Source organism: Rathayibacter sp. AY1E6, from assembly GCF_002931115.1.
Lineage (GTDB): Bacteria > Actinomycetota > Actinomycetes > Actinomycetales > Microbacteriaceae > Rathayibacter.
In genome coordinates, this window is record NZ_PSVK01000018.1 from 53,684 (window position 1) to 65,155 (window position 11,472).

Here is an 11,472-nt window from a genome sequence, read left to right on the forward strand (position 1 = left end):
CCCGGGCCGTCGAGAGGACCCGCTACACCGTGTTCCCTCGGCGGTCCAGGGTTCCCTCACCGCGCGGCCATGCGTCAGAGTGAGCGGATGACCACCACCTCCCTGGAGGCGCCGACTCGGCGTCTCGGCCTCATCGCGCTCATCGCGACCCTCGGCGGCCTCCTCTTCGGCTACGACACCGGCGTCATCAACGGCGCCCTCGAGCCGATGTCGGCCGAGCTGGGCCTCACCGCGCTGACCGAGGGGGTCGTCACCAGCTCGCTCCTCTTCGCCGCCGCGATCGGCGCGATCTCGGGCGGACGCCTCGCCGACGCCCTCGGGAGGCGGACCACGATCCGCCTCCTCGCCGTGCTCTTCCTCGTCGGCGCCCTGGTCTGCGTGGTGGCGCCGGGCTTCGGCGTGATGGTCCTCGGGCGGGCGGTCCTCGGACTGGCCGTCGGCGGCGCCTCAGTGGTCGTGCCGATCTACCTCTCCGAGATCTCCCCCTCCGAGATCCGCGGCTCCCTCGCCGGCCGCAACGAGCTGATGATCGTGATCGGCCAGCTCGCCGCCTTCGTGGCCAACGCCGTCATCGGCACCGTCTGGGGCGAGCTGCCCGGCGTCTGGCGGATCATGCTCGCCGTCGCCGCGCTCCCCGCCGCCGCCCTCCTGCTCGGCATGACCCGGGTCCCGGAGTCGCCGCGCTGGCTGATCGCGCACGGCCGCCGCGACGAGGCGCTCGACGTGCTCACGACCATCCGGACGCCCGACCGGGCCCATGCGGAGGCGGAGACCATCGCCCGCTCGATCGGCGCGAAGGACGGCCCGAGGATCCCCCTGCTGCAGGCGCTGCGCGAGCGCTGGGCGTTGCGCATCCTGCTGGTCGGCATCGGGATCGGAGTCGCCCAGCAGCTCACCGGCATCAACTCGATCATGTACTACGGCCAGTCGGTGCTGAAGGAGGCGGGCTTCGACCACGACGGCGCGCTCGTCGCCAACATCGCACCCGGGGCGATCGCCGTGATCGGCGGCCTGATCGGGCTGCGGCTCATGCAGACGATGAACCGCCGCACGACCCTCCTGCTCGGCTACTCCCTGACCACCGCGATGCACTTCATGATCGGCATCGCCTCCGTCGCGCTCCCCGTGGGGAACCCGGCGCGGCCGTACGTGATCCTGGTGCTGGTCGTCGCGTTCGTGGGGAGCATGCAGACGTTCCTCAACATCGTCACCTGGGTGATGCTGTCCGAGATCTTCCCGCTGCGGATCCGCGGCGTCGGCGTCGGCATCGCGATCTTCTGCCACTGGATCACGAACGCGGTGCTCGGCCTGTTCTTCCCCACCCTCGTCTCCGGCGTCGGCATCACCGGAACGTTCTTCCTGTTCGGCGCCGTCGGCCTGCTCGCGCTCGTCTTCATCTGGAAGCGCGTGCCCGAGACCCGCGGCCGCGCCCTCGAGGAGGTCGAGGCGGGCGTCGTCTCCGGCGAGCTCCTGCGCCGCTGACGCCCGCCCTCGGTCTCCGCCTACTGGTAGGTGACGAGGTCGGGGAGGGGGCGGACCTCGGCCATGGTCTCGGCGGGGGTGAGCATGGGCGCGTCCTCGTCGTAGAAGTTCTTCCAGCCCCAGCCGATGCCCTCGGGGGCGCCCTCGTGCAGCGCGTCCCAGGTCGCCTGCTTGTCGGGCTGCGAGCCCTGGCCGTCGACGTGGATGAGGAACTCCAGCTCGGGCCGGTCGCGGCGGATGCTGTCGCGGTCCTGCAGCATCGACAGCCGGAACTGGTGCAGCACGAACATCTTCGGCGGCAGCCCCTCGCTCTGCACCAGGTCGGCCAGCCACTCCGACACGCTGTCGACCTCGGCGGCCGAGACGCGCCCGATCTGCTGCAGCGGCTTCTGGCCGGGCAGCAGGCGCCACTCCGGGTCGAGCGCGAGGCCGACGTTGGGCAGCGACAGGAGGTCCGCGTACTGCTTCGCCTGGGTGAGGAAGTCGGTCAGCCCCGACTGCAGGTCGAGCACCACGTACATCCCCGCCGCCTGCGCCGCGTCGATGTAGGGGCGGATGTCGGCGGCGTCGAGCTCGTTGGAGTAGTCGCCGTCCTCGCCGGGGTCGCCCGCCGCGACCGTGGTGATGATCTCGAGGCTCGGCACGACCTGCTTGTCGGTGAGCGCCCGGTACGGCTCGGCCACCGCCTCCGCACGCGCGATCGTGGGCTCGAGGCCCTGCTCCCCCAGCACGCCGAGGACGGGAGCGCCCGGAGTGCCGTAGATCGCGACGAAGAGGTGCCCGCCGAACATCCGCTGCCCGCCGCCCGGCAGCTGCCAGCCGCTCGCGGCCGCGCGCACGGCCCACTCGGGCTCGGGTTGCGCGGCGAGCACGGGGCCGAGCAGCAGCGTGCAGGAGGCGTCGGCCTCGGCGATCGCGGTCACGGCTCCGCCCGAGGCGAGCAGGTCGTCGCCGTCGACCACGGTGACGGGCACGCCGGCCGCGCGGGCGGTCGCCAGTGCGGCGACGTCGGCGTCCTGCGCGCGGGCGAGGGCGTGCAGGCCGGTCAGGGCGTCGGCTCGGGCCGGGAGGGCGCCGAAGGGAGCGTCGGAGGCGGTGGACGGCGCGGCGGCGGCGAGGTCGGCGAGCGCCAGGTCGGTCACGGTCAGGCCGGACGCAGTGCTGAGGGCGGCCGCGTCGGAGGCGGAGGCGACGACGTCGACGCCCTTGGGCGCGGTGACGTCGCCGATCGCGAGCACGCGGGTCACGCCGAGGCGGGCGAACTCGGCGGCCAGGGCGTCGGAGGTCGGAGCGGTGGAGGACGGAGCGACGGACGGGGTCGCGGAGTCGGACGGCGTCGCCGAGTCCGACGGCGTCGCGGAGTCGGACGGCGTCTCGGAAGCCGTGGATCCCGCGGCCGCGGCGTCCGCGGTCGGGGCGGCCGTCGCTCCGGATCCCGCCGAGCCGACCAGCAGCGGCACGCCCCAGGCGATGCTCACCTGGGCGGCGCGCAGGCGCGACTCGGCGACGTCCTCGACCAGGACGACCAGCGGAGCCGAGGCGAACAGGGCCGCACTCGCGGCGAGCGCGTCCGGGGCGAGCGCCACCGGCCCGCTCGGAGCCGCGGTGCGGGTGCGGGGCGCCTCCTGCTGAGCGTCGTCCGGAGCGGAGGAGTCGGGCGTGCAGGCGCTGAGCAGCGGGAGCACCGCGAGACCGCCGATCACGACGCTGCGGCGCGAGAGCCCGGAGCGGGAGGGGACGGAACGGGGTGTCGAGGGCATGGCAGGCCTCTCCTCTCGGAGCCCGATCGGGGCTCTCTGGTGCGTGGCTGGTCCTCTCGACTATCGCAGGCCCGGCGGCGGCGAGCGCCGAGGGGGCCGTCCCGGGCGCGCCTCCGAGGCCGTCCGGACAGGCAGAAGGGGAGCGGCGCCGCAGCACCGCTCCCCTTCGAGAGGCTGGATCAGACCGTGCGGGGGGCCTTCGCGAGGTTGGCCTCGAGCTCCTCGCGGTTCTGCCGCACCACGTAGGCGGGGCGGTCGCGCTCGACCCGCCACGACTCGCTCAGCGGCGTGATCGCGACGGTGTCGAAGCCGATCCGGTCGTAGAGGTCGGTCACGAAGTGGATCGCCTCGGGGTAGTCGCTCGACGTCGCGAGAGCGCGGCGGTCGGGCGTGCCGGCCGGGGTGCCGTCGGTGGTGATGTCGGCGGCCATGATGTGGTTGAACGCCTTGACGACCTTCGACTCCGGGAGGTGCTGCTGGAGCATCTCGCTGGTCGTGGTCTCGCCCTTGTCGAGCGCCTCGATGCGGCCGTCGCGCTCGAAGTAGTAGTTGTTCGTGTCGAGGACGATCTTGCCGGCGAGCGGGGCGACCGGCACCTCCTCGAGGTTCTTCAGCGGCACCGTCACCACGGCGATCTCGGCGGCCTCGGCCGCCTCCTGTGCCGTGGCGGCGCGGGCCTTCGGGCCGAGCTCCGCGATGAGGTCGGCGAGGGTCTCGGGGCCGCGCGAGTTCGCGATGACCACCTCGTCCCCGAGGGCGATGACCGCCCGTGCGACCTGGCTGCCGATGTTGCCTGCTCCGATGATTCCGTACGTCGTCATGCTGAGGAGAACGCGGAGGGTGCCCAGGCATTCCGCTCTGCGGCGTTCTCCCACGCCGCACCCAGGTGGGCCCGTGCCTCCAGTAGCCTCGGTCCTCGGGCGCCGCTGCCCGAGAAGGAGTCCGTGATGCCGCAGTACGACCTCCCGCTCGACCTCCTCGAGCAGTACGCCCCCGAGATCGCCGAGCCCGCCGGGTTCGCCGAGTTCTGGCGCGACACGATCGCCGAGGCGAGGGCCGTCGCGACCGAGCCGCGCCTCGAGCGGGTCGACGCCGGCTTCGGACTGCTCGACACCTTCGACGTCACCTACTCCGGCTTCGGCGGCCACCCGATCCGCGCGTGGCTGATCCTCCCCCGCGGCGTCGAGGGCCCCCTCCCCGGGCTCGTGACCTTCATCGGCTACGGAGGCGGCCGCGGGCAGCTCGCGGAGTGGACCGCGATGTCGGCCGCCGGCTACGCGCACCTGGTCATGGACACCCGCGGCCAGGGGTCCGGGCACCGCTCCGGAGCGACGCCCGACCCGGTGGGCAGCGGGCCGCACGTCTCCGGCTTCATGACGCAGGGCATCGAGTCGCCCGCGGAGCACTTCTACCGCCGCGTCTTCACGGACGCCGTCCGAGCGCTCGACGTGCTGCGTGCGCACCCCGCGGTCGACGCCTCCCGCGTGGCCGTCTCGGGCGGCAGCCAGGGAGGCGGGATCGCCCTGGCCGTCACGGGGATCCTTGGCCTGCTCGGCGAGTCGGAGTCGGCGCGCGCGTCGATCGTCGACGTGCCGTTCCTCTCCCACATCCCGCACGCCGTGCGGCTGGTCGACACGATGCCGTACGGCGAGATCGTGCAGTACCTGCACACCCACCGCGGCGCCGAAGCGCGCGTGTTCGACACCCTCTCGTACTTCGACGGCACCTCCTTCGCCCCCTACGCGCAGTCCCCCGCGCTGTTCTCGGTGGCGCTCCGCGACGACATCTGCCCGCCGTCCACCGTCTACGCCTCCTACAACCGCTACGCCGGACCCCGCGAGATCCGCGTCTACCCCTTCAACGGCCACGAGGGCGGCGAGGCGTTCCAGATCGGCGAGCACGTGCGCTTCCTGGGGCGCGAGCTGGCGTAGGAGGAGGAGCCGCCCGGTCGGCGGACGGGGGCGGTGCGCCCCGGCGCATCACCCGTTCCGACTCGCGATCATCGCGCTGCCGATGCGGTCCTCGAGGTCGGCCAGCTCGTCGAGGACGTCGCCGACCACCCAGACCCGCCGGGCGCCTCGACGGGCGTCGCATTGTGACGCCGTGCGTCGCGCTCGGTACCCGTTCGCTGCTCTTCTGGGCACTATCGACTCCATGACCCGCCAGATCCGCTTCAACGCCTTCGACATGAACTGCGTCGCCCATCAGTCCTCGGGCATGTGGCGCCACCCCCAGGACCAGTCCTGGCGCTACAAGGACCTCTCGTACTGGACCGACCTGGCGAAGCTGCTCGAGCGCGGCACGTTCGACGGCATCTTCATCGCCGACGTGCTCGGCACCTACGACGTCTACGGCGGCTCGAACGAGGCGGCGATCCGCCACGGCGCGCAGGTCCCCGTCAACGACCCGATCCTCCTCGTCTCGGCGATGGCCGCCGCGACCGAGCACCTCGGCTTCGGCATCACCGCGGGCACCGCCTACGAGCACCCGTACCCGTTCGCGCGGCGCATGTCGACGCTCGACCACCTGACGAAAGGCCGCGTGGGCTGGAACGTCGTCACCGGCTACCTCCCCAGCGCCGCCCGCAACATGGGCCATGAGGACCAGCTCGAGCACGACGACCGCTACGACGTCGCCGACGAGTACCTCGAGGTGCTCTACAAGCTGTGGGAGGGGTCGTGGGAGGACGACGCGGTCGTCCGTGACCGCGAGTCCGGCGTGTTCACCGACCCGGCGAAGGTGCACGAGATCGGGCACCGCGGCAAGAACTTCACCGTCCCCGGCATCCACCTCTCGGAGCCGTCGGTGCAGCGGACCCCCGTCATCTACCAGGCGGGAGCCTCACCGCGCGGCATCCGCTTCGCGGCGGGCAACGCGGAGGCGATCTTCGTCGCGTCCTCGACGAAGGCAGGCCTGAAGGCGACCGTCTCGCGCATCCGCGACGCCCTCGAGGCGGCCGGCCGCGACCGCTACTCCGCGAAGATCTACACGCTGCTGACGATCATCACCGCCGAGACCAGCGAGGCCGCGCACGAGAAGCACCGCGACTACCTCTCCTACGGGAGCGAGGAGGGGGCGCTGGTCTTCATGTCGGGCTGGATGGGCATCGACCTGTCGCAGTACGACCTCGACGAGCCGATCGGCAACGTGAAGAGCAACGCGATCCAGTCGGCCGTCGCCAACTTCCAGGAGGCGAACGAGGACGGCTCGGAGTGGAAGGTCCGCGACATCGCCAAGCTCAGCGTGATCGGCGGGCTCGGCCCGTTCGTCGTCGGCTCGCCCGCGGAGGTCGCCGACCACCTCCAGGAGTGGGTCGAGGAGACCGACGTGGACGGGTTCAACCTCGCCTACGCGATCACGCCCGGCACCTTCGAGGACGTGGTGGAGTTCATCGTGCCGGAGCTGCGCAGCCGCGGCGCGTACCCGGAGGAGTACGTCAAGGGCAGCCTCCGCCAGAAGCTGCACGGCCGCGGCGACCGGCTGCCGGAGGAGCACCTCGGCGCCGGCTTCCGCTACGCGCCGGCGGCGGTCTGACGACAGGGGGCGCCGGGCGGCCGGTGGGGGCGGGGGTCTCGATACGCCGCTCCGCGGCCGCGCCGGACACACGAGCACCCCGCCGCGATGCGCGACGGGGTGCTTGTGACGTGCGGAGGGGCTCAGCCCTCGAAGGTGGCGTCGAGCGTGATGTCGACTCCGGTGAGCGCCTTGCTGACGGGACAGGTCTCCTTGGCCTCGTCGGCGGCCTTGAGGAAGGCGGCCTCGTCGATGCCGGAGACCTCGCCGCTCACGATGAGCTTGATGCCGGTGAGCTTGAATCCGCCGGCCGAGTCCGGGCCGAGCGAGACGTCGGCGCGGACGTCGAGCGCCTCGACGGTGCCGCCGGCCTGGCCGAGGACGGCCGAGAACTGCATCGCGTAGCAGGCGGAGTGGGCGGCCGCGAGGAGCTCCTCGGGGCTGGTCGAGCCGTTGGCGTCGTCGGCGGCGCGCTTGGGGAACGAGACGTCGTAGGTGCCGATCTTCGAGCTCGAGAGCTCGACCTGGCCCTCGCCGGTCTCGAGCGAGCCGTTCCAGGCGGTGCGTGCGGTACGAGTGGGCATGAGTCCTCCTTGGGGGGCGGGGAGAACCGTAGAACGATCGTTCTCCCCTGATGCGCCGAGCCTAGGTGGAACGCGCGGCGTCCTGCAACCACCGGCCTCGGACCCTCGGCGAGATGCCAGTCCGGCGCGCCTCCGTCGGCGTGTCGCGTACGGGAGCGGCCTGTCGCGGAGGAGAGGACGGGGCCTCGGTTCAGTGCACGAGCTTCAGGCCGACGACGCAGCCGACGATCCCGAGGACCAGCAGCGTGCGCACGAGCGAGAAGCCCTCGCCGCCGAAGAACATGCCGTAGAGCACGGTCAGCGAAGCGCCGATCCCGACCCAGACCGCGTACGCGGTGCCGGTGGGCAGCTCGCGCATCGCGTAGGCGAGGCCGGCCATGCTCGCGACGACGCCGACTCCGAAGACGACCGACGGGCCGAGCCGCGTGAAGCCCTCCGACTTGCCGAGGGCGGTGGCCCACACGGCCTCGAGGACACCGGAGAGGATGAGGACGATCCAGGACATGACAGCTCCTACGAGTCAGTCTTGTCGCGTTCCGGGTACTGCTCCCTCGTCCGGTCGCCGTCATCGGCTCCGGACAGTCTGCCCGTGCGCGCTGGGCAGGCCCTGGGCAGCGCGCGGCGGGGGCGGAGCCGCCGCGACCGCGGCTCTGCCCCCGCCGCCCTCAGCGCGGCTGAGCCGGGTTCGTCGGCACTCCGTGCGAGGGCGGATTGATCGCCGGACCGGACGTCGCCGGCGAGACCGGCGATCCGGACGACGAGCGGGACACCTCGGGCAGCGACTCCGGCACGCTGCCTGCCGGCTCCGCTCCCCCGCGCAGCTGCTCGAGACGCGAGTGCAGGATCGTCGTCACCGGCAGGCGGTGCCCGTGCGCCTCCTCGTAGGCGAGCAGCACGCCGAGGCCGGCCTCGTCGAGCGGGCGGATGCGCTCCGCGAGCGTGCCGAGCGGGATGTCGTTCCAGTCGGGGAGCGGCAGCTCCTCGCGGGAGGGTGTGTCGGTCATTCGTGCTCCTTCCGTTCCCTCCATCCCACGCCTCGGACGGCCGTCCGCCCAGGGGCTTGACCGGTCGCGGGGAGAGCGCGGCGGTCGGGAGGGACGGTCCGGCGGAGCGGCGGCCCCGCCGGGACCGTCAGCGGATCAGGCGGTGCGGCGGGACGAACGACGGGTCGCCAGGTGCACGAGGACTCCGACCACGAGGAGGATCCCCGCGTAGAGCCAGACGATCGGGTCCTGCTGGCTGAGGAGCAGCACGCACGAGGCGACGCCGAGCACGGGGATCGCCGTCCACACACGGAAGTGGTCGTGCTCGACCTTGTCGCGCCGCAGCACGAGCACCGAGACGTTCGTGCTGATGAACACCAGCAGGAGGAGCAGCACCACGGTCTCGGCGAGGGTCGCCAGATCGCCGACCAGGGTCAGGAGGCATGCCGCCAGCGTGGTCACCGCGATGGCCACCCACGGCGTGCGGCGCTTCGGCAGCACCCGGCCGAGCACGTCCGGGAGGAGGCCGTCCTTCGCCATGCCGTAGGTGACGCGGCTCGCCATGATCATGGTCAGCAGCGCTCCGTTGGCGACCGCGACGAGAGCGATCAGGCTGAACAGCCACGCCGGCACCCCGGCTCCGCTCGCCGTCACGACGTCGAGCAGCGGGGCGGAGGATCCGGACAGCTCGTCGGCGGGCAGCGCGATCGAGCTCGCGAGGCCGACCAGGACGTACACCGCACCGGCCGTCAGCAGCGAGCCGAACAGCGCGCGCGGATAGACGCGGCTGGGGTCGCGGATCTCCTCGGCGATGTTGGCCGAGGTCTCGAAGCCGACGAAGGAGTAGTACGCGATGATCGCCGCGCCGAGCACCGCCAGCGCCGGCGCCTGCTCGGAGCTGAGCTCGACCGTGCGGGCGAGGTCGCCGCCTCCGCCCGCCACGAGCAGCGCGACGCATCCGATCACGATCAGCAGGCCGCCGACCTCGATCACGGTCATCACCGTGTTGCTGAGCAGCGACTCCGCGACGCCCCGCGCGTTGAGGCACGCGACGAGGATCAGGAAGACGATGGCCGTCGGCACGGTCGGCACGTCGAGGAAGGTGCCGAGGTAGTCGCCGGCGAACGCGAGCGACAGGCCGGCCGCGCTGGTCACTCCGGCCGCGAGCATGGCGAAGCCGACCAGGAACGAGACGATCGGGCGCTTGAAGGCCCGCTGCGCGAACACCGCCGCGCCTCCCGCCTTCGGGTACTTGGTCACCAGCTCGGCATAGGAGCCGGCGGTCAGCAGCGCGAGGCCGAGCGCGAGCAGGAGGGGCATCCAGACGGCGCCGCCGACCTCCGCCGAGAGCGTGCCCATGAGGGCGTAGATGCCCGCGCCGAGGACGTCGCCGAGGATGAAGAAGTAGAGCAGCGGGCCGGTGATGCGGCGGCGCAGGGAGGTGCCGCCGGCCTCTCCGGTCGCGGGGGCGTCGCTCGTGGTGGCCATGTCGTCCTCTCGTCGCGCGCTCGGGAGCGAGCACGACGGGCCACGCTAGGGAGGAGGGGGCCGGGAGGTCGAGAAGGTTGACCGGGCGGGGTCGAGGGCGCTACACGCGCGGGACGGGGCGTCTGCGGAGCGGGCGCCTGCGGGCCGGGCGCGTCCCCGGCCGGGCACGGCATGCCGCGCCCCGCGCCGGCCGTCAGCCGAGGACGACGTGCTCCCCGCCGCGCTGCTCGGCGATCTCCTTGCCGACCTCCTCCGCCTCCTGGCGCGACTCGTGGTGGCTCAGCGGGACGCGGGCGTGGGCGATGCGGTTGTGCCAGCCCTGCTCGTCGGAGTAGGTCTCGATGGGGAGGACGGTCGTGGTGCTCATGGTGCTCCTTCGTGGTGGTCCCTCCATGGCACCTCGCGCCCCCCTCCGCTCGGGAGAGGGTTGACGCGAGCCCGTGTCTCGAGCAGGACGGAGGCGTCTCGGCGGCACACCAGCGAGCGACGGCGCCGCGGCGTGTCAGGGCGAGACCATGCCGCCGTTCACGTTGAGGGTCTCGCCGGCGACGAAGCTCGACTCGGCGGACGCCAGGAACACGTAGGCCGGGGCCTGCTCGGCGGGCTGCGCGGCACGGCCCATCGGCGACTCGCTCGAGCCGAAGTCGGGCAGGCTCTCGGGGTCGACGCCGCCGCTCACCTGCAGGGCGGTCCACGTCGGGCCGGGCGCCACGACGTTCACGCGGATGCCCTTCGCGGCGAGCTGCTGCGCAAGGCCCTTCGAGAGGTTGTTGATCGCGCCCTTCGTCATCGCGTAGTCGAGGCGGTCGGGGGCGGGCTTGTGCGCCTCCGCCGACGCCGTGTTGATGATCGTGGCGCCCGCGGGCAGGTGCGGGAGGGCCGCGCGGATGATCCGGAACGGAGCGAAGACGTTGACCGCGAAGGTCGCCTCGAACTGCTCGTCGGTGATGTCGAGCAGGTCCTCCTTCCAGATCTGCTTCCCGGCCACGTTGACCACCGCGTCGAGCCCGCCGAGGCCCTCGACCGCCTCCGCCACGAGCCGCGTGCAGTACTCGGCACTCGTGAGATCGCCGGGGATCGGCACGGCGGTGCGCCCCTCCGCGCGGATCAGCCCGATCACGTGCTGCGCGTCCTCCTCCTCGCTCGGGAGGTAGGCGAGGGCGACGTCGGCCCCCTCGCGGGCGAAGGCGATGGCCACGGCTGCGCCGATCCCGGAGTCGGCTCCCGTGATGAGCGCGCGGCGGCCCGCGAGCCGGCCGGTGCCGCGGTAGCTCTCCTCGCCGAGGTCCGGCACCGGGGTCATCCGCGACTGCAGCCCGGGCTCGGGCTGCTGCTGGACCGGCGGAGTCACATCCGGGTACTGGGTGGCGGGGTTCGTGAACGTGTACTGGTCGGGCATGGCTCCTCCGTCCGCGGCACCCGGATCGGGCCGCTCCCCTCCATCCCAGGCGAGCCGCGCCTTCGGGGCCACCCCGTGCACGGGCGGGCGGCGCTGTGGTAGCCGGCGCCGCGCCTGCTCGGAGGACCGGCACGGCGACCCGGACGTGCCTGTGCTCCGCTTCGCGGATGAACACCGGACGACAGTGGGCTCCCCCGCGCGCCGACGCCGCGCGGGGGAGCCCACTGTCGTCCGGTGTTCATCCGCGAAGCGGAGCACAGGCA

At 72.6% G+C, this 11,472-nt stretch carries 12 protein-coding genes and 1 riboswitch; of the genes, 3 read left to right on the top strand and 9 right to left on the bottom strand.

Features of this window, described 5'->3' with window-relative positions; translation table 11 throughout:
• The first annotated feature begins 87 nt into the window (after nucleotides 1–87).
• A complete protein-coding gene (locus C5C46_RS13235; protein WP_258059491.1) occupies nucleotides 88–1,482 on the top strand; it encodes a sugar porter family MFS transporter in 1,395 nt (464 codons plus the stop codon).
• 20 nt (nucleotides 1,483–1,502) lie between these two features.
• On the opposite strand, the gene C5C46_RS13240 is transcribed toward C5C46_RS13235, so the two are convergent.
• Entirely contained in the window at nucleotides 1,503–3,242 is a 1,740-nt protein-coding gene (locus C5C46_RS13240) for a hypothetical protein (RefSeq protein ID WP_104227020.1), read from the bottom strand.
• Nucleotides 3,243–3,421: 179 nt separating this feature from the next.
• The gene (locus C5C46_RS13245; RefSeq protein WP_104227021.1) at nucleotides 3,422–4,063 is read right to left on the bottom strand and encodes an NADPH-dependent F420 reductase; all 642 of its coding nucleotides are present in this window, start codon (nucleotides 4,061–4,063) and stop codon (nucleotides 3,422–3,424) included.
• 126 nt (nucleotides 4,064–4,189) lie between these two features.
• On the opposite strand from C5C46_RS13245, the gene C5C46_RS13250 reads away from it, so the two are divergent.
• Complete coding sequence (locus tag C5C46_RS13250; RefSeq protein WP_104227022.1) at nucleotides 4,190–5,173, top strand: acetylxylan esterase; 984 nt, start codon at nucleotides 4,190–4,192, stop codon at nucleotides 5,171–5,173.
• A 48-nt stretch (nucleotides 5,174–5,221) separates the two neighbouring features.
• Here C5C46_RS13250 and C5C46_RS17005 read toward each other — a convergent pair whose 3' ends face one another.
• Nucleotides 5,222–5,386, bottom strand: a complete 165-nt coding sequence (locus C5C46_RS17005; protein ID WP_181136529.1) for a hypothetical protein — start codon at nucleotides 5,384–5,386, stop codon at nucleotides 5,222–5,224.
• Nucleotides 5,387–5,396: 10 nt separating this feature from the next.
• Between C5C46_RS17005 and C5C46_RS13255 the strand changes: the two genes are divergently transcribed.
• Nucleotides 5,397–6,776 (top strand): LLM class flavin-dependent oxidoreductase, encoded by a 1,380-nt coding sequence (locus C5C46_RS13255; protein WP_104227023.1) that lies wholly within the window; start codon nucleotides 5,397–5,399, stop codon nucleotides 6,774–6,776.
• Nucleotides 6,777–6,898: 122 nt separating this feature from the next.
• Here C5C46_RS13255 and C5C46_RS13260 read toward each other — a convergent pair whose 3' ends face one another.
• The 6 genes from C5C46_RS13260 to C5C46_RS13285 all read right to left on the bottom strand — a co-directional run bounded on the left by C5C46_RS13260 (nucleotide 6,899) and on the right by C5C46_RS13285 (nucleotide 11,209).
• Nucleotides 6,899–7,339 carry an OsmC family peroxiredoxin gene (locus tag C5C46_RS13260; protein ID WP_104222378.1) on the bottom strand — a complete coding sequence of 147 codons (441 nt, stop codon included), beginning with the start codon at nucleotides 7,337–7,339 and terminating at the stop codon, nucleotides 6,899–6,901.
• Nucleotides 7,340–7,529: 190 nt separating this feature from the next.
• The gene (locus C5C46_RS13265) at nucleotides 7,530–7,844 is read right to left on the bottom strand and encodes a multidrug efflux SMR transporter (protein WP_104222377.1); all 315 of its coding nucleotides are present in this window, start codon (nucleotides 7,842–7,844) and stop codon (nucleotides 7,530–7,532) included.
• A 9-nt stretch (nucleotides 7,845–7,853) separates the two neighbouring features.
• Nucleotides 7,854–7,917: riboswitch (guanidine-III (ykkC-III) riboswitch) on the bottom strand.
• An 87-nt stretch (nucleotides 7,918–8,004) separates the two neighbouring features.
• Nucleotides 8,005–8,343: a hypothetical protein gene (locus C5C46_RS13270; protein ID WP_104227024.1), complete on the bottom strand. Its 339-nt coding sequence runs from the start codon at nucleotides 8,341–8,343 to the stop codon at nucleotides 8,005–8,007.
• Between the two features lie 135 nt (nucleotides 8,344–8,478).
• Complete coding sequence (locus C5C46_RS13275) at nucleotides 8,479–9,810, bottom strand: APC family permease (RefSeq protein WP_104227025.1); 1,332 nt, start codon at nucleotides 9,808–9,810, stop codon at nucleotides 8,479–8,481.
• 193 nt (nucleotides 9,811–10,003) lie between these two features.
• The gene (locus C5C46_RS13280) at nucleotides 10,004–10,177 is read right to left on the bottom strand and encodes a DUF2188 domain-containing protein (RefSeq protein WP_181136530.1); all 174 of its coding nucleotides are present in this window, start codon (nucleotides 10,175–10,177) and stop codon (nucleotides 10,004–10,006) included.
• 135 nt (nucleotides 10,178–10,312) lie between these two features.
• Nucleotides 10,313–11,209 carry an SDR family oxidoreductase gene (locus C5C46_RS13285; RefSeq protein ID WP_104227027.1) on the bottom strand — a complete coding sequence of 299 codons (897 nt, stop codon included), beginning with the start codon at nucleotides 11,207–11,209 and terminating at the stop codon, nucleotides 10,313–10,315.
• Nucleotides 11,210–11,472 lie beyond the last annotated feature (263 nt).

Coding starts and splice junctions, on each gene's coding strand:
- C5C46_RS13235 (WP_258059491.1), top strand. CDS start 88: ATGACCACCACCTCCCTGGAGGCGCCGACTCGGCGTCTCGGCCTCATC.
- C5C46_RS13240 (WP_104227020.1), bottom strand. CDS start 3,242: ATGCCCTCGACACCCCGTTCCGTCCCCTCCCGCTCCGGGCTCTCGCGC.
- C5C46_RS13245 (WP_104227021.1), bottom strand. CDS start 4,063: ATGACGACGTACGGAATCATCGGAGCAGGCAACATCGGCAGCCAGGTC.
- C5C46_RS13250 (WP_104227022.1), top strand. CDS start 4,190: ATGCCGCAGTACGACCTCCCGCTCGACCTCCTCGAGCAGTACGCCCCC.
- C5C46_RS13255 (WP_104227023.1), top strand. CDS start 5,397: ATGACCCGCCAGATCCGCTTCAACGCCTTCGACATGAACTGCGTCGCC.
- C5C46_RS13260 (WP_104222378.1), bottom strand. CDS start 7,339: ATGCCCACTCGTACCGCACGCACCGCCTGGAACGGCTCGCTCGAGACC.
- C5C46_RS13265 (WP_104222377.1), bottom strand. CDS start 7,844: ATGTCCTGGATCGTCCTCATCCTCTCCGGTGTCCTCGAGGCCGTGTGG.
- C5C46_RS13270 (WP_104227024.1), bottom strand. CDS start 8,343: ATGACCGACACACCCTCCCGCGAGGAGCTGCCGCTCCCCGACTGGAAC.
- C5C46_RS13275 (WP_104227025.1), bottom strand. CDS start 9,810: ATGGCCACCACGAGCGACGCCCCCGCGACCGGAGAGGCCGGCGGCACC.
- C5C46_RS13280 (WP_181136530.1), bottom strand. CDS start 10,177: ATGAGCACCACGACCGTCCTCCCCATCGAGACCTACTCCGACGAGCAG.
- C5C46_RS13285 (WP_104227027.1), bottom strand. CDS start 11,209: ATGCCCGACCAGTACACGTTCACGAACCCCGCCACCCAGTACCCGGAT.